Here is a 22,738-nt window from a genome sequence, read left to right as displayed (position 1 = left end):
CATCCGCGACGTTGTCGCTTCACTTTGCTTCCTTGTATCATACGACAGAATCTAAGAATCTTTGCGTTTAAATAAATTATAAAAAAACAGATCCCAATTTGGAATCTGTTTGCATTCTATCAAATAATTATTAAATAGAGTTTATACTCTTAACTCTCAGTTTTTATTTAAGGGTAAACTTCACTTTTGTTTTAATGGCATCGGAAGAATTTCCAATCAGTGCTTCAAAATCTCCGGGTTCAGCTACCCAGTCATGTTTTTGAGCATCAAAGAAACTTAAAGCCGTTTTATCAATGGTGAAAGTAACTTCTTTCTGTTCGCCAGGATTCAGATATACTTTTTCAAAACCTTTCAGTTCTTTTGCAGGCCTTGGAACAGATGATTTTAAATCACTGATGTAAAGCTGGGCAACTTCAGCACCTGCCTTTTTACCTGTATTTTTAACTGTTACAGTAAACGTAATTTTACCATCCTGTGAAATGCTTGTCTGGTCTACTTTTGCCTTTCCGAATTCAAAAGTCGTATAGCTCAATCCATGTCCGAAACTGAACAGAGGTTTTATATTTTTAGTATCATGCCAGCGGTAGCCTACAAAAACGCCTTCGTTGTAAGTAATATTGATAGGGTTTTTCTGATCTTTGCCTTTTCCTGCAGCCAACTCATCTTTCTGCCCGGGATATTCTCCTAGTTGATGTGCTGAATTGTCCTCCAGTTTTACAGGAAATGTAAACGGAAGTTTTCCTGATGGATTTGCATCACCTGCCAGAATAGAGGCAATAGAATTTCCAGCTTCAGAACCCAGATACCACGACTGTAAAACGGTAGGAACTTCTTTGATCCAAGGCATAGCTACGGCATTTCCGGAAACCAAAACAACAGCAAGATTTTTATTCGCTTTTGCAAGAGCAGAAATCACATGATCCTGGTTATAAGGAAGTCCATAGCTCTTTCTGTCATTTCCTTCACTGTCCTGGAAATCAGCTTTGTTCAATCCTCCTACAAAAATTACATAATCTGATTTTTTGGCCAATTCTACAGCTTCATTCAATAATTCAGCTTCAGAACGGGTATCTTTTAAATCCTGTCCGGATTTTACCCCATTATATTCACCTCCGATATCTCCTACATAACCTCTCGCATACTGTACATCTGCCTGCTTTCCAAACCTTGACTTGATTCCGTCTAAAGGAAGAGCTTCGTATTTCACTTTTAAAGATGAAGAACCTCCACCAACTGTCATTATTTTAATGGCATTCTCTCCAATAACCGCTATTTTTTTAGCTTTATTAAGGTCAATAGGAAGTACATTACCCTGGTTCTTTAATAAGACGATTCCTTCTTCACCAATTTCTTTGGCAACAGCTTTATGCTCTTCAGAAGCAATATTCCCGAAAGGTTTATTGCGGTTCATTGTTGTTTTATAAGCAAGGCGAAGTAATCTTGTTACTTTATCATCAAGCTCTGTGGTTCCTACTTTTCCTGCTTTAATCAGATCAAGATAAGGTTTTGCCAGATAGTAGTTGTCATAGGCATTTTTAGTTCCGGCAGAAAGTCCGTTGGTCCACGATCCGAATTCCAGATCAAGTCCGTTATGAATCGCCTGTTCCGTATTGTTTACAGCACCCCAGTCGGAGACTACGACCCCTTTATAGTTCCATTCCTTTTTTAGAATATCATTTAATAGATATTGATTCTGGCTGGCATACTGGCCTTTGTACATATCATAAGCACCCATGATTGTCCACGAATCACCCTCTGTTACCGCTGCTTTGAAAGGTGGAAGATAAATTTCATAAAGAGCCCTGTCATCTACATTCACATTGCTCGTATGACGGAACATTTCCTGATTGTTCAGTGCAAAATGTTTCACAGAAGTTGCCACCCCATTAGATTGTACTCCCTTAATATAAGGAACTACCATTTTTGAGGTCAGATAAGGATCTTCACCCATATATTCAAAATTTCGTCCATTCAGAGGAGTTCTGTAGATATTGACTCCAGGTCCCAGAAGAATATCTTTTTTTCTGTAGCGGGCTTCTTCACCCAAAGCTTTACCATAATTCCATGACATTTTTTTATTCCATGTAGCGGATAAAGCAGTCAGGGCAGGGTAGGCGATAATGGAGTCGTTAGTCCATCCTGCCTGATCCCATTCGTCCCACATCACTTCAGGACGCACCCCGTGAGGACCGTCAGTGGTCCAGAATTCCGGAATTCCAAGTCTTGGAACACCCGGTGAACTGAATTTTGACTGTGCATGAAGCATTGCCACTTTCTCTTCCAGTGTCATTCTTGATAATGCATCCTGAATACGCTGTTCTACAGGTTTGGATTCATCTAAATAAACGGGAAGGATATTATTAGTCTGGGCCATATAAGAAGCAGAAATAAAGGTGAATAAACTTATAATGACGGTTTTCTTTAACATAATGCCTTTCTATTTGATTAAAAGCAAAAATAGAGAAAATTTTTATTATCTCAAATTGAGAAAATAAATTTTAATGAATAAAAAAACTGTCCACGTATTTGCAGACAGCTTATTATTAAATATTTTTAATTATTAAGAAAAAAATCGAAATTGCAAAATGATAAAAGACAAATGAAGCTACTCCTATATTTTCACTCAATACCTTTAACCCTACAACCCTCCTAACACAGTGCCTGGATTCCTACGGAATGGACAAGGTGGACGTATAGGTAAAGCGTGTAGTTTGTCCATTCTGTAGGAATCTACACCAAACCTCCTATTCTTAAATTCTCACCCGAAAACCCGTACCCCCGCATCTCGAATTCACTCTCAAATCCTCAGACTCATTAATCCCATCCTTTCACAGCTCCGCCTTTGAAAATCTCTTTGGCTTTCTTTTCCACTTCCGGAGACTGGTAGGCTTTTACAAAGTTTTTTACTTTCTGACTGTTTTTATTATCCTGTCTGGCAACCACCAGATTCACATACGGAGAGTCTTTATCTTCAATTAAGATCCCCTGTTTTTCCGAATCTAATCCTGCCTGAGCTGCAAAATTGTTATTGATAATTCCTACCACAACATCCCTGTCATCTAAGACTCTTGGAATCTGGGCTCCCTCAATCTCCATGATTTTCAGCTGTTTCGGGTTTTCTGTAATATCTGTTACTTTTGGCAGAAGTCCTACACCTTGTCTTAATTTTAGCAGACCTCCTTTCTGAAGCAGAAGCAGGGAACGTCCTCCATTGGTTGGGTCATTGGGAATAACAACAGTGTTGCCTTCCTGCAGCTGACTGATATTTTTAATCTTTTTTGAATAGGCTATAATAGGGTATACAAATGTATTTCCTACAGGTACAAGATGGTATCCTCTCTGCTTGGACTGCTCTGCCAGATAAGGAAGATGCTGAAAAGCATTGGCATCAATATCTCCGTTTGTCAGGGCTTCATTGGGAACTACATAATCATTAAAAGGAATAAGTTCCACATCCAGATTATATTTATCCTTAGCTACTTTTTTGGCAACCTCAGCAATTTCCTGTTCCGGACCATAGGTGATTCCTACCCGGATAAAGTTCGGATCATCTTTTCTTCCCGAACAAGCACTGAACAGCAGTATTCCGGCAGCTATTACACCAAAAATCTTTATTTTTTTCATTCTATTTTTTATTTAAATGGATTAGGACAGAACAAATGAGTAAAATAATATACTTTCCAGTTCGCATCCCAAACTCAACTACCTGTGATCAAATCTTTTTGATAACCGGTCTCCCGCAAATTGAATGATGAAGACCAGCAGAACCAGTAAAATTAATACCGTATTCATAATGACAATATCATATCCGATATAACCATACTGATAGCCAACCTGTCCAAGTCCGCCTGCACCTACAGCACCACCCATTGCAGAATATCCTACAAGCGTAATCAAAGTGATTGTGGCATTGTTGATTAAAGAAGGAAGTGCTTCAGGAAGCAATACTTTTCTGATAATCTGTAAAGGAGAAGCTCCCAAGGCTCTTGCCGTTTCTATAAGACCATGAGGAACCTCAATAAGGCTGTTCTCAACAAGTCTCGCAATAAACGGAGCTGCCCCCACACTTAGCGGAACCAAAGCTGCATTTACTCCAATAGAAGTTCCTGCCAGAATTCTCGTAAAAGGAATCATCCATACGATCAGAATAATAAAAGGGATGGCACGGAAAATATTAACCAGAATAGATAGTCCTCTATGATAGACTGCATTTTCCAGCAGTTGTCCTTTTCTGGTTAAAAATAACATGATTCCCACCGGAAGTCCAAGTACAAATCCAAAAAATCCGGATAAAAATGTCATATAAACCGTTTCCCAGGTTCCTTTTGCCAAAAGGGCAATTACCGTATCACTAAGCATATCCTTTTACTGTATTTTGAATTTTATTTTGGTTGAAATAATAGATCGCCTGTTGGTTTTCTTCAGCCTCACCCTGAAGCTGCAGCAAAATTTTTCCAAAATTTGAATTTCCGAAATATTCTACGTCAGCCTTTAAAAGTTTATAAGGGATTTTATATTGATTGTATAGCGCTGAAAGAATTTGTTCAACACTGATGTTTTCGTTAAGTTCTATTTCGACAAGCGGAAATAAACCGTCTTTGGGTTCTTTCTGCAGTCTGCTAATGAATTCCTGTGGCAGGGTCATGATGTCTGAATTTATAAATTGCCGGATTATCGGGTTCTCTTTGTCCGAAATAATCTCGCTTAAAGTTCCTTTTGTTAATAATTTTCCTTTGTCGATCACTGCAACGTGGTTGCAGACCGCTTTGATAACTTCCATTTCGTGGGTAATTAAAAGGATGGTAATTCCCAGTCTCTGATTGATATCTCTTAAAAGCTGCAGAATAGATTGCGTTGTAGCCGGATCCAGCGCACTGGTTGCTTCATCACAAAGCAGAAGGTGAGGATCATTAGCTAGAGCCCTTGCAATAGCTACCCTCTGTTTCTGTCCTCCTGAAAGACTTCTGGGATAATCATTGGCTTTATCTTCAAGCCCTACGATCCTCAGTAGTTCGTTGACTTTTCTGTTGATTTCATCCTTACTGCTATGATCCAGTTCCAAAGGTAGAGCTACGTTATCAAAAACAGTTCTTGAAGAAAGAAGATTGAAATGCTGGAAGATCATCCCAATTTTTTTACGTTCCTCAGCCAATTGCTTAGAATTGAGCTGGGTAAAATCTTTTCCATTAATAATAATCTGCCCTTCATCCGGTCTTTCCAGTAAATTTACTGTACGGATAAGGGTACTTTTTCCTGCACCCGAAAAACCGATAATTCCTACAATATCTCCTTTCTCTATATTTAAACTCACCTTATCCAATGCCTTAAAGGACTGTTTTTTCTGGTGAAATGTTTTCGATATGTTTCTGATTTCTATCATTCTGATTTTGTATTCTGTTTAAATAGGCTGATATGGCCTGCCTGCTCTGTTAAAAAATCTTCTTACTCTTCTGATTTTTACCTTTGACCGTTTTGAAAGTCTGAAATACTTGGTGACATTCGTTAGAAGTACTCCCAGCAATATGATGAATAAACCATACAGCTGACCTCCATTGATGCTTTGGTTGGCAACAATCCAGCCTGCAATCACTGTTACAATAGGATTGATATAGGTGTGAGTGCTTACCAAGGCAGCGGGTTTTACGGACAGAAGCCAAATGTACGACAAATAAGCGACTATCGATCCAAAGAAGATCAAAAATAGAACCCCAAACCATGCCGATAATGGAACTGCAGAAACTGAAAAACCAGTCCATTCTTTTCTCATAAAAGCAATTAAAAATGAAGCTAATCCCGCTACTATAAGCTGTTGAGCAATATTCATAAAGGTAGATTGAGAAGCTGGATTTTTCTTTGAATATAAAGATCCCAGTACCCATGCGATGGAACTTAAGCCCAACACAATAAAGGCGGTAATACGTAGATTTTCATTAGCAATAGCATGAGCAGCATTTGAGTTTACACTGCCTTTTAAAAACATAATTAATCCTGCAAATCCAATGGCCAATCCTATCGGAATAAATTTATCTGAGAAATAATATTTCCAGTTTTTTCTGTCGATTGCAATAAACCAGAACGGGCCGGTTGCAATAGAAATGGCCGCTTCTGAAGCCGTTACATATTGTTCTCCCCAGGCTACGAGTCCTGTTCCTCCGGTAAGAATAAGAATACCGGTAATTGCATTTTTCTTCCAGTTGATCAGAGAATTTGCTTTTTCTCCTTTAGAAAGAAGATATCCTATCATCAGAATTCCGGCAACCAGAAATCTTAACCCCGAAAGAATGAATGGCGGAAAACCTTTTAAGCCAAATGAAATAGCTAAAAACGTAATTCCCCATATCACATAGATGTTTGTAAAAGCCAATGGAATCAACCATTTGTTTTTAGAATTATTCATTTTTATTTTTTTAATGTTGTTGTGTTCAATAAAAAAAGGCTCTACCATGTGGTAAAGCCTTTAAAATATGTCTAAATAAAAGTAAGGTCAACCACAGTATTCTCGATGCACAGGCATACAGATATCCTTCATCATGTTTTTGATGGTATGTTTCTTAATTAAATTATTTTTTAATTCTGTCTTCATTTTATTCTATTTCCTGAATACGTTTGCAAATATATAATTTAATTTTTATTAGTCCACTAAAAAAGTAGACATTTTAAATATTAATTTATTATTAATAGTTTAATGTGTTGTTTGTTAGTGTTTTATTAGTTATTTGTTTACTGTTTTTTTTAATTAAAAAACAGTTTTAGTTCTTTTTTATTTCAAAAAACATAGAAAATATTGCTTGTTTTTCATTATCAAAAATGTAAAATAAATTGAAATTTATGAGAATTAAATAATTTTTATATTGTTAAAAAGAAAACAGGTAGAAATTTATTCTGATGCATTTTTATTTTGTAGATTATTTATAAACCTTAATTTATTTATTGCCGGAACTCCTATTAAATCTGTGAATTTTAAATCAACTTATTATTATCAGATTAACGCGACAAGATCATTGGATCTTTTTATTTATTAAACTAGTTAAATGCGCAGCATTTCTGTTCACTGTAATTTAGCATAAAAATTAAAGACAATGGACAATAGAATATTAGGTCTGCATCATATTACTGCAATAGCAGACAATGCCAAAAGAAATTTAGATTTTTATACTCAGGTTTTAGGAGTAAGACTGGTGAAAAAAACAGTGAATTTTGACGATCCGGGAACTTATCATTTCTATTTTGGGAATGAAAACGGAACACCGGGAACCATTCTTACCTTCTTTCCATGGGAAGGAATTGGTAAAGGAAATAACGGAAGCGGAATGGCTACCCATATTGGATATTCAGTACCCAAAGGAAGTCTTGAGTTCTGGAAAAACAGATTGCAAAGCTTTAATGTAAATGTGGAAGAAGAAGAAGTATTTGGAGAAAAGATGATTTCTTTTAAAGATCCTGACGGTCTACAGTTACAGTTGATAGAACCTGCAGGTGAAGACAGCAGAAAAGTATGGACAACTGATGACATCAAAGATGAATATGCATTGAAAGGATTCCATAATGTAACTTTAACCTTAAAAAAAGCAGATCCTACAATAAAAGTTCTGACTGATGTTTTAGGTTACGATTTGCAGAAACAGGAAGGAGAAAGATACAGATTGGCTACCGATGCAATTGATACGGCAAATCTTGTAGATATTATTGAAAACAGTACAATTCCTGCGGGAAGAAATGCTGCCGGAACCAATCATCATATTGCATTCAGAGTGAAAGATGACAACGTTCTGATGGAATATCGTGAAAAAGTATTATCTGCTGGACTAAGCATTACTCCGAAAATCAACAGAGATTATTTCTATTCATTGTATTTCCGTGAGCCGGGAGGTGTTTTGTTTGAAATTGCAACTGACAATCCGGGGTTCACTGTGGATGAGCCATTGAATGAGTTGGGAACAAACCTGAAGCTTCCTGCACAGTACGAAGGAATGCGTGAGAAAATAGAAGGAGTACTTCCGAAGTTATCATAGATCATCGGCCGGCTCTGATAAAGATGCTAATTTTGAATTAAGAATTAAAAACAATAAAATGGAAAGAACAGAAATAGTTTTAGAAGGAAGAAAAGGAGAAATCCAGCTTTTCTCAGACGATCATAAAGCAGGTAAAATGGATATTTCAGTCATTGGAAAAAAACTGACGGTTTATCATACTGAGGTACATCCGGAATATGAAGGAAAAGGTTTTGCTAAAATTTTATTAGAAAGATTGGTTTCCTACGCAAGAGAAAACGATTTAAAAATTCTGCCGTTATGTCCGTATGTTCACGCACAGTTCAAACGTCATCCGGAAGAATATAATGATGTGTGGATGAAAGAAGAACTGTAGTGAGTTTGAGAGGCGAGTTTCGGGATGTGGGTTTTTGAGTTTCGGGGTTTTGAATACGAGTTTTAAGGTTTGAGAGTAAGAGAATTTGAGATGGTAAGAGCATAGATTCCTTCGGAATGGACAAACTATGCGCTTTATTTATCCGTCCACCTTGTCATCCCGTAGGAATCTAAACATTGTATGTTGCCTCTGGAAACAATCCTAGAGATTTTTCTTCCTTTTACCATTCCGCCTTCTTCGTTTATTTGCTATTTTACCCTTTCGTAATTTTGCCTTTTTATCCATCACAATAATTAATTAACAATTTCAACACAATGAAACTTATCACAGGACTGCATCACGTTACGGCAATTACCGGCAATGCACAGGAAAATATAGACTTTTACACTGGCGTTTTGGGCCTTCGTTTAGTCAAAAAAACGGTCAATTTTGATTACTCAGATGTTTATCATTTTTATTTCGGGGACGAATACGGAACACCGGGAACGAGCATGACTACTTTTCCGTATGGCAAAGATCTGATCAATGGCAGACACGGGAAAGGAATGCTCAATACGACTGCATTTTCAGTTTCTATAGAAGCTCTGGATTATTGGATGAACCGTCTGGAACAGTTTAATATTCCTTTCGAACAGCCACAGCAAAGATTCTCAGAAGAAGTTTTTATTTATCTTGAAGATTTTGACGGATTGGGTTTGGAGTTGGTTTTCAATGATAAGGATGAAAGAAAAGGATATTACAATGGTTATATTCCTAAAGATTATGCCGTCAAAGGAATTCATCACGTAGAAATCTGGCAGGATGCCTATGAAAGAACGGCCGCTCTTCTGACCACTCAGATGGATCATAAAGTGATTAAGGAAACTCCTGACAGACTGAGATTGGGAACAGAAAATATGCCTGGAAAATATGTAGATCTATTGTCTACTCCTAATGCATTGAAAGGATTAGCTGGAAGAGGAACTGTTCATCATGTAGCTTTCGCTACTCCGGATGCGGCCTCTCAGCTTGAAATGGTAAAAAGATTAAATGCCTACGGACTGGAACATACCGAAGTGAAAGACAGAAAATATTTTACTTCCGTATATTTTAAAGAACCAGGAGGTGTTTTATTTGAAATTGCAACTTCCGGCCCTGGTTTCGATGTAGATGAAGAGGCCGCATTTTTAGGAGAAGATCTGCAGTTGCCGCAGCAGTTTGAAAAAAGACGAGAACGTCTGAAAGAAGTTCTTCCCGCAATTAATTATCCAACAGAAAAATTCAGATAGAAATAATGAGTCATATTTTAAATATAAAAACAGCAGGAATTCCATTAAACCAGGCAGAAAAAGCTTTGATTATGGTTCATGGACGTGGAGGAAGCGCTCAGGATATTCTGAGTTTATCTCAACATTTGAATGTAAAAGACTATGCTTTATTAGCCCCACAGGCTTTGAATCATACCTGGTATCCTTTTTCATTTATAGCACCGGTAGAACAAAACGAACCATGGTTATCATCAGCCCTTGAAATGGTTGAAGAAACAGTAAAAGCTGCCGTAAAAGCAGGAATTAAACCGGAAAATATATACTTTTTCGGATTTTCTCAGGGAGCCTGCCTTACCCTTGAATTTCTGGCCCGCAATGCTCAGAAGTTCGGTGGAGCAGCAGCCATTATTGGTGGAGTGATAGGAGATAAGATCAATCGTGAAAACTATAAAGGAGATTTCGCCGGAACCCCTGTTTTTCTGGGAACCAGCAACCCTGATTTTCATGTTCCTGTAGAAAGAGTATATGCTACAGCCAATATTTTACGAGAAATGAATGCTGAGGTGACAGAAAAAGTATATGCCAATTTTGGACATTCTATTAATGAGGAAGAAATTGAATTGGCTAACTTGATACTATTTAAATAAGTATTTTAACTTTAAAATTATTCGTAATTTTTAAAGACCTTTAATGTGTTTAAGTAAAGTTACGATTCCTCCGGAATGACAAAGTGAATGGATAGATAAGGCGTAATATTTGTCATTCCGGAGGAATCTATCAAGCATCATTAATTATTCAATAGAGGTGGACTTTAGCCTGCCTTAAGAAAATAAATATTCCATTGGCTTTAGCCAAAACTTATAACCTAAAGAAAATGCACGAACAACTACTTTTAATACTGGGACTTTTATTACTCGTCATGATGCTGGTCATGCTGGCACAACGGATTAAAATTGCTTATCCTATCTTTCTGGTGCTCGCCGGATTAGGAATTAGTTTTATTCCAGGAGTTCCTGTTTTAAAGCTGGATCCCGAAATTATATTTTTAATTTTTTTACCTCCTCTTTTGTATGAAGCAGCCTGGTATACTTCATGGAATGATTTCTGGAAATGGAAACGTCCCATCAGCCTGCTGGCTTTTGGTCTTGTATTTCTGACCTCTCTGGTAGTTGCCTATACTTCACAGATGCTGATTCCCGGATTTACACTGGCATTAGGGTTTTTATTGGGAGGAATTGTCTCACCACCGGATGCTGTTGCTGCCACCACAGTCTTAAAAGGATTAAAAGTTCCAAAACGCACTCTTGCTATACTGGAAGGAGAAAGCCTGATTAATGATGCGTCTTCACTGATTGTTTTCAGATTTGCGCTGGCCGCAGTAATGACAGGAGCTTTTTCAATGCATGAAGCAACAGGGCAGTTTTTTCTGGTAGCAGGAATGGGAATTGTAATAGGAATTGCCGGAGCTCATATTTTTTATGCAATTCACCGGTTTTTACCTACTACACCCGCTATTGATGCTGCCATTACCGTAATTACGCCTTATATTCTGTTTCTTTCTGCAGAACATTTTCATTTTTCGGGAGTAATGGCTGTAGTGAGTGGAGGTTTATTTATGTCTTTCCGTGCTCATGAAATTTTTAAAACAGGAACTACAAGAATCAATATGACAGGAGTCTGGAATACTCTGATTTTCGTAATGAATGCTTTAGTCTTTGTATTAATAGGTCTTGAACTTCCGGATATCATCAATGGATTGGGCGAAATTTCATTAATGGAAGGAATCAAATATGGTTTAATTATAAGTTTGATCGTTATTATAGTACGTCTGTTATGGATTTATCCTGTGGCTCATATCCCAAGATGGCTGAGTGAAAAAGCCCGCCGTGATCCAAGTCCGGGATGGAAAAATCCTTTAATTATAGGATGGGCAGGAATGAGAGGAGTTGTATCTTTGGCTACAGCTTTGTCAATACCAGTAATGATGAACAGTCAGGCCGAATTTCCGATGAGAAACCTGATCATTTTTATCACATTTGTGGTCATTTTTGTGACATTGGTGTTTCAGGGATTGACACTGCCTTTGGTGATCAAATTGACAAAAATTCAGGAAATTGATCCTATTCTTCCTTCCCATGAACAGCAGGCCGGGATTCAAATGAGACTGGATAAGCTTGCTGTCCAAAAGCTTGATAAAGAATATAATGAATTGGTGAACAGCAATAGTCTGCTTGAGAATTTTAAAAAAGCTCTGGAAACCGATATTAAACTTCATCAGAATCATTTAAACTCTTTGGAAATGTGTACCAACAGACGAAACGATATGGCAGAATATCACAATGTGATGCTGGATATATTTGCCCTGCAGAGAAAAGAACTGTTTCAAATGAAACGTGAAAAACGCTTCAGCGAAGACGAAATAAGAAAAGCAGAATCTCAATTGGATCTGAACGAACTGAAGATTACAGGGAATAAGCACTTGTAAAAGTGAGATCAACAGCTATAAACTTTAAACTCTGAACCTTGAATTTTAAATCTTAAAACATGAAAACATTACATTTTTTAGTCATTGGAAAGAATCAGGAAATTCTCGAGACTTTAAAAAGAATTATAGAAAATAATGAAGGTTGGACTGCCGAAATACAAAGTGAGGAAAATTTCTGTTATGAATATATAAGAGATAATGCGGTAGATATTGTTCTTCTAAGTTCAGGACTTGATGAAGATTTTGAAAAAGATATTAAAATATTTTGCGCTGATTTACATAAAGATGTTAAAGTGATTGAGCATTACGGAGGAGGAAGTGGACTTTTAAAGAATGAAGTTTACAGTCTTTTTCCTAATTTGCAGGGGTAAACCTGACATTATGTTTGAAAATATCATCAAAAATATTACCCGATTTATCTCAATCACCCCCGAAGAAGAAAAAATATTTACAGATCTGCTCTCTTGCCAGTCGTTTCCAAAGAAAACCGTTTTGCTGAGAGAAGGAGAGATCTGTCAGTTTGAAGGCTATATTCACAAAGGATGTCTTAGAATGTATTGTTTGGATGATAATGGATCTGAAGTCACTTTGCTGTTTGCCATTGAAGACTGGTGGATCAGTGATATTGCCTCATTTCAGGAACAGAAACCTTCTAAAGTGTATATTGAAACGCTGGAAGATTCGGAAATCTATATGCTGAATCCTGCAACAAAAGAAAAACTACTGCAGGAAGTCCCTAAATTTGAAAGAGTTTTCAGAATGCTGGTTCAGAGGAATCTGGCAACACTGCAAAGCCGATTGGTCAATACCATTTCCAAAACTGCCTCAGACAGATACCTTGAATTTATTAAAGTATATCCTTCAATCCCACAAAGAGTAGCACAATATTATATTGCTTCCTACCTTGGGGTTTCAAAAGAATTTGTAAGTACCATCAGAAAACGTCTTGCCTCAAAGGAGAAATAACCTTTAGGTTTTAAGAACCCTCTCTTTTATTTTATCAATTCAAGAATAAATACTGATGAATACAACGGTGAGATTCTACGGAATGACAAACTGTATGGAGAGAAAAAGCGTATTATTTGTCATTCCGTAGGAATCTAAACATAGTTATTCTTAAATACTCTTACATACCTCAAAAGTTTAAATATCATCATACTGCCGGTTACACAAGTATCCGGCATTTTTTTTTGCTGCAAAGTCATTTATTAAACTAGTTAAATGTGCAGGGTTTTTCAGCGCTCTACATTTGTCATATCAAAAACGAACAAATAACAACGTAGATATGGACAGAAAAGATTTTTTAAAAAAAGGATTACTCGGAACAGGAATGTTTGTAGCATCAGCTTCTCTGGCAAATGCTATGAAAAACGAGATTGATGAGATCGAACCATTAGAACCCATCGGATACAATCATCTTCCTAATACAGAATCAAAAATAAAAGATAACTCTGTCATCCACAGAGCAGACTCAAGAGGAAAAGCAGACCACGGATGGTTATTAAGCCAGCACACTTTCAGTTTTGCCAATTATTACAATCCTGAAAGAATGCACTTCGGAGTCCTGAGAGTCCTGAATGACGATAAAGTGGAAGCAGGAAGAGGTTTCGGAACACATCCTCACGACAATATGGAGATCATCAGTATTCCTTTGGAAGGTGATCTTGAACATAAAGACAGCATGGGGAACACAGCAGTAATCAGAAGCGGAGACATCCAGGTGATGAGTGCAGGAACCGGAATCATGCACAGTGAGTTCAACAAAAACAGTGATAAGCTTGTAAAATTTCTTCAGATCTGGATCTACCCGAAAAAAAGAAATATCACTCCAAGATATGACCAGATCACTTTAGACAAAACGAAAGGACACAATAAATTTCAACAGATCCTTTCCCCCAATGCGGATGACGAAGGAGTATGGATTCATCAGGACGCCTGGTTTCATCTGGGAACTTTTGATCAGAATACAGAAACACTTTATCAGATCAGAAAAAAAGGAAACGGAATGTATGTTTTCATTCTTAAAGGAAGCGCAGAAATAGGCGGAGAGACTTTGGAAGAACGTGATGGATTCGGAGTCTGGGATATTCAGGATGTCAATATTAAAGCACTAAAAGAAGGTACAGAAATCCTTGTGATTGACGTGCCAATGACACTATAAATAAAAATTCAACAGAAATAGCAACCCTTAAATTAAATCATTATGAAAAAATTAATCCTATCATTTGCAGCTGGTTTATTATCATTAACAGCATCCGCTCAAAACCCTGGAAAATCATTATTAAATCCTACTAATCATGCTGTGGTATTGATAGACCATGAAGGGCAGATGGCTTTTGCAACAAAAAGTATCAGCATGGAAGAATTAAGAAACAATGTGGCACTTGTAGCGGGAGGATCAAAGATTTTTAATGTTCCAACAGTGGTAACAACGGTGGCAGAAAAATCATTCAGCGGACCTGTTTTCCCTGAAATTTCAGAAGTATATCCTGAAGCAACAAGCGGATATGTAGACAGAACTACAATGAATACATGGGAAGATCTTAATGCTCACAAAGCAATTACAGGCAAAAATAAAAAGAAACTGGTTTTCGCAGGATTATGGACAAGTGTATGTATCGTAGGACCAGTATTATCAGCTATTGACGAGGGATATGATGTATATGTGGTAACAGATGCTTCAGGGGATATTTCTAAAGAAGCTCATGATCAGTCAATCACCCGTATGGTTCAGGCCGGAGCACATCCTATTACTTCTGTTCAGTATGTATTGGAACTTCAGAGAGACTGGGCAAGAAAAGAAACCTACAAACCAGTCAATGATTTGATGAAAAAATATGGTGGAGCTTACGGTATTGGAATTCAGTATGCTCAGGAAATGTTAAAACATTAATGGTCTGTTTCGGCAGGCTGAAAGCCTGCCGAAACCTTCAAACTTAAATATTGAAATAATGAAATTACTGAATACACTTATATTTTCTGCCGTTTTAGGGACAGGAATCCTGCACGCTCAGAAAGCAGATATGATTATTACCAATGGGAAGATCACCACAATGGATGATAAAAATCCTGAAGTACAGGCTGTAGCTATAAAAGACCATAAAATCTTACAAACCGGAACGAATGCCCAGATTTTAAAATTAAAAAGCAGCAATACAAAAGTCATTGATGCCAGAGGAAACAGAGTAATCCCTGGATTGTTTGACAGCCATTTGCATGTGATTCGTGGAGGAAGATTTTACAATACTGAACTTCGCTGGGATGGCGTGAAATCTTTAAAAAGAGCGCTGGAAATGCTGAAAGAACAGGCGCAGAGAACCCCAAAAGGACAATGGGTAAGAGTGATTGGAGGCTGGAATGAATATCAGTTTGAAGAAAAACGACTTCCTACACTGGCTGAAATTAATGAAGCAACAGGAAATGTACCCACTTTCATCATGTACCTTTATGGGAAAGCATGGCTGAACAAAGCGGGGTTACAGGAACTCAATATCAATGGAGAAACTCCTAATCCTGCACAAGGTTTAATTGAGAAAGAAAACAACGGAGATCCTACAGGTTTACTGGTGGCAGAGCCCAATGCATTTATTCTTTATTCAACATTAGCCAAATTGCCGGAGCTGAAAGAAGAAGAAAAAGTAAATTCTACCCTTCAGTACATGACTGAGCTGAACAGATTAGGTGTTACTGCGGTAATGGATGCAGGAGGAGGATTTCAGAATTTTCCCGATGATTACGGAACGACAGACCAATTGAACAAAGAAGGGAAAATTACTGTTCGTTTACCTTACTATTTATTTGCTCAGAAAAAAGGATCCGAACTCGCAGATTATACCAAATGGATAGGGATGGTAGAGATTGACGACCATGGCCACAATGATTTCAACGAAATAGATTATCATGTAAATGGAGGCGGGGAAAACCTGGTATCAGATGGAGCTGATTTTGAAAACTTCCTTTTCCCAAGACCGGAGCTTCCTGCAACCATGGAAAAAAATATGAAAGAAGTCGTAAGCCTTCTGGTAAAAAATAAATGGCCTTTCAGAATTCATGCGACCTATAATGAAAGTATTACAAGATTTTTGAATGTCATTGAAGAAGTCAACAAAGAAACTCCTTTGAACGGATTGGTCTGGTTTATTGATCATGCTGAAACCGTGACTGAAGACAATATGAAAAGAATTAAAGCAATGGGTGGCGGAATTGCCATACAGCACAGAATGGCTTATCAGGGAGAAAGCTTCATCCACAGATACGGAAAAAAGCCTGCTTTAGCTTCTCCTCCGGTGAAAAAAATGCTTGAAATGGGCATTCCTGTAGGATTGGGAACGGATGGAACCAGAGTAGCAAGCTACAATCCATGGGTTGCTTTATACTGGATTACTACAGGAAAAACAATCGGGGGAAACCAGGTAATGGGTAAAGAAAATACCCTGGATAGAAAGACAGCCTTATCCCTTTCTACTTATGGCGGATATGAATTAATAAAAGACTATCAGAAAGGAAAAATACAAAAGGGATATTTTGCAGACCTTACCATTTTAGACAAAGATTATTTCACGGTCAATGATGAAGACATTAAAAATATTACTTCCAAACTGACGATTGTAGACGGAAAAGTAGTTTACGGAGACGAAACTTATAAAACTGCCGCTCCGGTATCTCTTCCGGTCATTCCGGACTGGTCACCTGTAAAATATTACGGAGGTTATCAAACAAAATAGTTTTAAACCACAAAAGCTACAAGTATTTCAACTGAAGAGGGTAAAAATTCCCCTTCTCTGGAGGGTGGCAAAAATTCTTTGAATTTTTGACGGGGTGGTCTTACACGCAAAACCTGCCACAACATCAAAGTAAGCACAATCATCTGTGTCATCTGCGGTTAAACAAAATCCCCTCAATTTCATTCTTAAAAATTCTATTTAAATCATGAAAAAGTTAATCCATATTATCACCAATACCAATCCGGCAGGAAAATTAACAGATACTGCACTGTTGGTTTTCAGGATCTTACTTTCTGTAGAATTAATCGTAGCCCACGGATTAAAAAAATTAGGGGTAGGCGTTTCAGAAGCAGAGCAGGTTCCAAATCCACTACACCTTCCGGAAGCATTCAACAGTCTTTTTGCTGATGCCGCCAATCTGGTGTTTCCGGTGTTTGTCATCTTTGGGTTTCTCACAAGAATTGCAGTATTGCCCATCTTGGCGGTGACCCTTACAGGTTACTTTATCCTTCATTGGAATGACGCATTATTAGTGAAAGATACCCCCTTTATGTACAGCTTATGTTGTCTGTTTTTACTGTTTATGGGATCTGGAAAATACTCAGTTGATAATTTTTTAACAAAGAAATAATCATGAAAAAACTGGTTGCTATTGTACTCTTTCTGCAGATTTTTATTCCCACTCAGCTTTCTGCTCAGTTTAAGCTGATGAGGTTTGATGAAGATTATGCTGCATATAAAGACTCTGCAAAAACTTTTTATAACTCCATAAAATATATCCCGGTTACAGAAAACAACAACTATCTGTCATTGGGAGGAGAAGCAAGACTGGAATTTGTGGATTTTAATAATGAAGATTGGGGAAGATCAGGAATTGGAAGCAATCCCTTTCTGATTCAGAGATATAATATACACGCTGATTTGCATCTGGGCTCGCGGGTAAGAATTTTCGGACAGGTGAGAAGTGCCTGGGAAAACGGAAGAAAGAACGGACCAAGGCCAATTGATGAAGACCATTTGAATATCCAGAATCTCTTCATTGATGTAGATATCCTGAAAAATGACAAAGAAAAGCTGACGGTGCGTGCGGGAAGGCAAGAACTGGATTATGGAAGCGGAAGACTGATCTCAGTAAGAGAAGGACCGAATTTAAGATTGTATTTCGATGGCGTAAAATTCATGTACAAAAGAGGGAATTTCAGATCTGATGCCTTTATGATGGCTGCCAGTGAAATCAGTCCCGGAGCATTTGATAATACCTCTTCAAAATCTATCAATCTTTGGGGAAGTTACAATACCTTGATTATTCCCAGAAGTGGAAATCTGGAGCTGTATTATTTGGGAATTCACAGAAAAGATGTACGCTTTGAAGACGGAATTTCAGATGAGACCAGACATACTTTCGGAGGGAGATTCTGGAGATATGGTGGTGGTTTTATCTACAATTTTGAAGCAGCTTATCAATTCGGAAACTTCAATAAAGGAAATATCAGTGCATGGACGGCTTCTGCAGACATCGGATATATGTTTGAAAATGTAAAAGGAAAACCGACCATCAATCTCAGAAATGATTATATTTCAGGAGACAGCAATAAAGGAGACGGAAAACTGGGAACATTCAATCCTCTGTATCCGAAAGGCGGATATTTTGGATTTAATCCTCAGATTGGTCCTGTCAATCTGATTGATATCCATCCTTATGCAACCGTAGATTTGAGTGAAAAAATAACCGTTCAGGCAGATGTCGTTTTCAACTGGAGATATTCTACCCAGGACGGAATTTACAGACCGAGCGGAACATTGAACCTGCCGTCCTCAAATTCAAAGAAAAGATACATCGGAACTGCTTTCTTAGGAAGCTTTAATTATAAAATCAATAAATTCTTAACCTTTAATACAGGAATACAATATTTCAATACAGGCGAATTCATCAACGAGGTGATCGATAACCACAAAGACGGACTCTTTATCAACTCCAGAATTGTATTTAAATTTTAAAAGAAATATGATGTTATAAAAAATACAAGAATATCCTAAAATCTGCACCAAAATTATCCCACATCAATGTACCTCTTGATCACTGAAACTACCTTTGAAAAAATAAAAATAGCCGGAGCAAAGCGACTTGCGCCTTAAAAAAAGCATCAGGAAAAACTTAGCGTCCTTGCGTTATCCAACAAAAACACTCAACAAGCAACAAAAAACAACTGACAACAAAAATAAATCTCATGAAAAATACACTAAAACAATCACTGGTAATCGCAGCTTTAGCATTTTCAACGTTAAATTTTGCACAAACAACTACTACAACACCTGCAAAAACAACCGCTATCGGAACCTCTAAAACATGGGGAACTGTAGACGGAATCTCCATGGTAGGATTAGTACAGGGGCCTTCCTCTGCCGATGCTCAGCTTCAGGTAGCCTGTGTGTTCGAATATACAGAAGGAGACATCTTCAGTGCTCAGGCTTTACCTGCTAAATTGAACGGATTGGTTCACCTGGATGAAGCTTTAAAAGGAGAATTAACCAATATCAGAAAGGCAGGACAGTTCCAGGGACATTCTTTGGAAACCCTTTTAATTACACCTCCTGCCGGATCTATGTCTGCAAAGAAATTATTATTGATTGGCTTAGGTGACCGCAACAAGTTCACTCCAGATTTAATGACTTCTGTAGGAGAAGTGGCTGCCCGCGAAGCGATGAGGTTAGGTGTTACCAACTTTGCCTTTGCCAGCGATCTGAAAGATGCCGGAATAGACTCTCCAACTGCTTTGGTAGCCGGAAATGTAGTAAGAGGAATTGTACACGCCAACCGTTCTGAAAATTACCTGAAAGAACACAAATTATCCACTACAAAAAAATTAGAAAAAGTATATCTTCTGGCTGGCCCTGCTTTCTTTGAAACCGCAGGCGGAGGAATTGCTGATGCCATTTCAGAAGCTCAAAAAAAATAATGAACCTAGTTTCATTACATTGTTGATCCGGCCCTCTTTTTATAAGGGGGCTTTTTGTTATATTTACTTTTTAAGAAAATGATATGGGATTCGGACTTGAAATAAGTTTTGTATTTGATAAAGAGGAGCCTTTATGGCAATATCTGGACTTGAGAGATCAATACTATTTTGACGGAAGAGACGGTTTAAATCTGGTGATGACAGATGAGAGTCCGGAAGATGATGACCGATTATTGTGTCAAATAGAAAGAGTCTTACATATAGACCTGAAAATATTGGATTTCTGGCATTTTTATGAAGAATATATTGATCTGGAGGTTTTAAAATCTAACCTGGTACAATTGAAGAATGCATTAAAAAATCAACCTGATTTCTATAAAAAGATAGTATATGGTCATGATATTGAAGATGGTTATCTGAAGGAGAAGTTTGTTGAGGATATCAATTTTCTTATTGAAAGGCTGGAGCTGAATATACTAAATGGTGCAGAAAAAGTAATGTTTGTCAGCTCATAATCATTAATATTGCTGGGAGGTTTGGGATACTGGTGCCTACAACTTATTAAAGATCAGCTCCCAACTAAATTAGCAAAATCCAAAAAAAATCCCGATTTTTGCACTCTTTCCATAAACCCGAGTTCATGAAATTATGTATTGCCGAGAAACCCAGTGTTGCCAGAGATATCGCCAAAGTATTGGGCGCTACCACGCCTAAACAAGGTTATATGGAAGGAAACGGCTATTGCGTAACATGGACGTTCGGACATCTTTGTACCCTGAAAGAACCTCACGACTACGGCCCTCAGTTCAAATCCTGGAATCTTTTTTCACTGCCGATTATTCCCAGCAGTTTTGGTATCAAGCTGATCCCGAATAAAGGCGTTGAAAATCAGTTTAAAGTGATTGAAAGATTGGTTGAAGAATGTGATGAGGTTATCAACTGTGGGGATGCCGGGCAGGAGGGAGAACTCATTCAGCGCTGGGTATTGCAGAAAGCAAAATGCAACAAACCCATCCAGCGTTTATGGATTTCTTCATTGACGGAAGATGCGATTAAAGAAGGATTTGCAAGTTTAAAACCTGCAGAAGATTATAAAAACCTCTATCTGGCCGGAAATGCCAGAGCCATAGGAGACTGGTTGTTGGGAATCAATGCGACCAGGCTTTTTACGAAGAAGTTTGGCGGAAATAAAGCCGTTCTTTCCATTGGAAGGGTACAGACTCCCACATTGGCCATGCTGGTGCAGCGCCAGAAAGAAATTGATGCCTTTACCACAGAAGAATATTGGGAACTGAAGACCAAATACCGTGATGTTCTTTTCAGTGCAGCAATCGATCGTTTAAAAACGTTGGAACGTGCAGAAAAAGGATTGGAATACCTTAAAGTCAACCCATTTGAAATTGTTTCTTTCGAAATTAAAGAAGGAAAAGAAAAAAATCCACGACTTTTCGACCTGACCGGACTTCAGGTAGAAGCCAATAAAAAATATGGATATTCAGCAGAAAACACGTTGAATTATATCCAGAGTCTGTATGAAAAGAAGCACGTAACCTATCCACGTGTTGATACAACTTATCTATCCGAGAGTTTATATCCGAAAATAACAGGAATTCTTCAGAAAATGTATCCTTATCAGGATCTGATTGCTCCGTTACTGGAAGCTCCGATTCCAAAATCGAAAGCTGTTTTCGATGATACCAAAGTAACCGATCACCATGCGATCATTCCTACGGAAATTCCACCTTCCCAGAATCTGAGCAGGGAAGAAAAACTGATCTATGATCTGATTGCAAAGCGCTTTATAGCCGTATTCTATCCGGAGTGTAAAATTTCCAATACCCTGGTGGAAGGAAAAGTAGGAACCATTCCTTTCAAAACCAGCGGAAGGCAGGTTCTTGAAGCAGGATGGAGAGCCGTTTATGCCAAAGAACCTAAAGAAGAAACCACCGATAAGGAAAAAGAAAAAGAAGAAGAACAAACGATCCCTGAATTTATTGTAGGAGAAACCGGACCACATGATCCGATGATTCACCAGGGGAAAACAACGCCGCCAAAGCCTTATACCGAAGCAACATTGCTGAGAGCAATGGAAACTGCCGGAAAACAGGTTGAAGATGAAGAGCTGCGTGAAATGTTGAAGAACAACGGGATCGGAAGACCATCCACGCGAGCGAACATCATTGAAACCCTTTTCAAAAGAAAATACATCGAGAAAAAAAGGAAAAACCTCATCGCTACCCAAACCGGAATTCAGTTGATTGACACCATTGAAGACGAGCTTTTAAAGAGTCCGGAACTGACGGGTGAATGGGAATCAAAACTTCGTAGGATTGAGAAAGGAGAGTATGAAGCCAATCTTTTCAAAGAAGAACTGATTCAGATGGTTACTGAACTTACTGAAAAAGTAGTATATGGAAAAGGAAAAGTGATTACCCTTCAGGAAGAAGAAAAAGAAGAAGTAAAGGAAAAGAAAAAAAGAGAACCTGCACAGAAAAAAGAACTTCAGTCCTGGGAAGAAACGAAATGTCCGAAATGTAAAGAACACAACCTGATCAAAGGAAAAACAGCAGTAGGATGTTCCGATTTCAAAAACTGTGGATTTAAAATTACCTTTGAAATTTTCGGTAAAAAATTATCTGATAAACAGCTTTTAGACCTTGTTTTAAAAGGAAAAACTTCAAAGTTGAAAGGCTTTGTCACCCATCCGGATGCTATTGCAGAAGGTGTTTTGACTTTGAGCGACGACTTTCAGACACAACTTAGCTAATATTTCAGAGATAAAAAAAGAACTTCATACAGATAAATAATCCAGTTTTTGACATTATCGCATTTTATCGGAGATAAAATCTTTGCGCCTTAAAAATATGCAACTTGGAAAAACTCCTTGCGCCTTTGCGTTTTCCAACAATCTTCCGGCTTTTCATTTATACAGAGATTCCTCCGGAATGACAAACGGTA

The 22,738-nt window shown here is 37.8% G+C and carries 20 protein-coding genes; 15 read left to right on the top strand and 5 right to left on the bottom strand.

The annotated features are described in order from the left end of the window. Positions 1–163 precede the first annotated feature (163 nt). From KYG33_RS07765 to KYG33_RS07745, 5 genes are all read right to left on the bottom strand, one after another. Positions 164–2,374: a glycoside hydrolase family 3 C-terminal domain-containing protein gene (locus KYG33_RS07765; protein WP_411267049.1), complete on the bottom strand. Its 2,211-nt coding sequence runs from the start codon at positions 2,372–2,374 to the stop codon at positions 164–166. Positions 2,375–2,814: 440 nt separating this feature from the next. Further along, entirely contained in the window at positions 2,815–3,624 is an 810-nt protein-coding gene (gene metQ / locus KYG33_RS07760; protein ID WP_077418565.1) for a methionine ABC transporter substrate-binding lipoprotein MetQ, read from the bottom strand. Positions 3,625–3,702: 78 nt separating this feature from the next. Continuing rightward, a complete protein-coding gene (gene metI, locus KYG33_RS07755) occupies positions 3,703–4,359 on the bottom strand; it encodes a methionine ABC transporter permease MetI (protein ID WP_047378236.1) in 657 nt (218 codons plus the stop codon). Next, positions 4,352–5,380, bottom strand: a complete 1,029-nt coding sequence (locus KYG33_RS07750; RefSeq protein WP_219072998.1) for a methionine ABC transporter ATP-binding protein — start codon at positions 5,378–5,380, stop codon at positions 4,352–4,354. Before KYG33_RS07750 ends, metI begins: the two co-directional genes overlap by 8 nt. 18 nt (positions 5,381–5,398) lie before the next feature. Next, on the bottom strand, positions 5,399–6,397 hold the full coding sequence (locus tag KYG33_RS07745) for an EamA family transporter (RefSeq protein WP_175627274.1): 999 nt from the start codon (positions 6,395–6,397) through the stop codon (positions 5,399–5,401). A 682-nt stretch (positions 6,398–7,079) separates the two neighbouring features. Between KYG33_RS07745 and KYG33_RS07740 the strand changes: the two genes are divergently transcribed. The 15 genes from KYG33_RS07740 (at position 7,080) to KYG33_RS07670 (ending at position 22,547) form a co-directional block, all read left to right on the top strand. Continuing rightward, positions 7,080–8,012, top strand: a complete 933-nt coding sequence (locus KYG33_RS07740) for a ring-cleaving dioxygenase (protein WP_219072997.1) — start codon at positions 7,080–7,082, stop codon at positions 8,010–8,012. 58 nt (positions 8,013–8,070) lie between these two features. Beyond that, positions 8,071–8,367 carry a GNAT family N-acetyltransferase gene (locus KYG33_RS07735; RefSeq protein ID WP_149386463.1) on the top strand — a complete coding sequence of 99 codons (297 nt, stop codon included), beginning with the start codon at positions 8,071–8,073 and terminating at the stop codon, positions 8,365–8,367. Positions 8,368–8,681: 314 nt separating this feature from the next. Continuing rightward, positions 8,682–9,635, top strand: a complete 954-nt coding sequence (locus KYG33_RS07730; protein WP_219072996.1) for a ring-cleaving dioxygenase — start codon at positions 8,682–8,684, stop codon at positions 9,633–9,635. Between the two features lie 5 nt (positions 9,636–9,640). Next, entirely contained in the window at positions 9,641–10,261 is a 621-nt protein-coding gene (locus KYG33_RS07725) for an alpha/beta hydrolase (RefSeq protein ID WP_077418571.1), read from the top strand. Between the two features lie 227 nt (positions 10,262–10,488). Further along, complete coding sequence (locus KYG33_RS07720) at positions 10,489–12,099, top strand: Na+/H+ antiporter (RefSeq protein ID WP_077418572.1); 1,611 nt, start codon at positions 10,489–10,491, stop codon at positions 12,097–12,099. Between the two features lie 59 nt (positions 12,100–12,158). Then, complete coding sequence (locus tag KYG33_RS07715; protein WP_219072995.1) at positions 12,159–12,470, top strand: hypothetical protein; 312 nt, start codon at positions 12,159–12,161, stop codon at positions 12,468–12,470. 10 nt (positions 12,471–12,480) lie between these two features. Continuing rightward, the gene (locus tag KYG33_RS07710) at positions 12,481–13,065 is read left to right on the top strand and encodes a Crp/Fnr family transcriptional regulator (protein ID WP_180564163.1); all 585 of its coding nucleotides are present in this window, start codon (positions 12,481–12,483) and stop codon (positions 13,063–13,065) included. Between the two features lie 319 nt (positions 13,066–13,384). Further along, a complete protein-coding gene (locus tag KYG33_RS07705) occupies positions 13,385–14,260 on the top strand; it encodes a pirin family protein (protein WP_257468953.1) in 876 nt (291 codons plus the stop codon). Between the two features lie 42 nt (positions 14,261–14,302). Beyond that, positions 14,303–14,992: a hydrolase gene (locus KYG33_RS07700; RefSeq protein WP_077418576.1), complete on the top strand. Its 690-nt coding sequence runs from the start codon at positions 14,303–14,305 to the stop codon at positions 14,990–14,992. A 58-nt stretch (positions 14,993–15,050) separates the two neighbouring features. Further along, positions 15,051–16,823: an amidohydrolase gene (locus KYG33_RS07695; protein ID WP_219072994.1), complete on the top strand. Its 1,773-nt coding sequence runs from the start codon at positions 15,051–15,053 to the stop codon at positions 16,821–16,823. Positions 16,824–17,028: 205 nt separating this feature from the next. Further along, entirely contained in the window at positions 17,029–17,454 is a 426-nt protein-coding gene (locus KYG33_RS07690; protein WP_219072993.1) for a DoxX family protein, read from the top strand. A gap of 2 nt (positions 17,455–17,456) precedes the next feature. Then, the gene (locus tag KYG33_RS07685) at positions 17,457–18,821 is read left to right on the top strand and encodes an alginate export family protein (protein ID WP_180564159.1); all 1,365 of its coding nucleotides are present in this window, start codon (positions 17,457–17,459) and stop codon (positions 18,819–18,821) included. Positions 18,822–19,051: 230 nt separating this feature from the next. Next, a complete protein-coding gene (locus KYG33_RS07680; protein ID WP_219072992.1) occupies positions 19,052–19,780 on the top strand; it encodes a M17 family peptidase N-terminal domain-containing protein in 729 nt (242 codons plus the stop codon). A gap of 83 nt (positions 19,781–19,863) precedes the next feature. Further along, positions 19,864–20,295, top strand: a complete 432-nt coding sequence (locus KYG33_RS07675) for a hypothetical protein (RefSeq protein ID WP_180564158.1) — start codon at positions 19,864–19,866, stop codon at positions 20,293–20,295. Between the two features lie 125 nt (positions 20,296–20,420). Further along, on the top strand, positions 20,421–22,547 hold the full coding sequence (locus KYG33_RS07670; protein WP_077418582.1) for a type IA DNA topoisomerase: 2,127 nt from the start codon (positions 20,421–20,423) through the stop codon (positions 22,545–22,547). Positions 22,548–22,738 lie beyond the last annotated feature (191 nt).

Origin of the sequence: Chryseobacterium sp. D764 (assembly GCF_019317325.1) — a bacterium.
In the GTDB taxonomy this organism is placed as follows: domain Bacteria; phylum Bacteroidota; class Bacteroidia; order Flavobacteriales; family Weeksellaceae; genus Chryseobacterium.
This window is presented reverse-complemented; position numbering and strand designations above follow the sequence as displayed.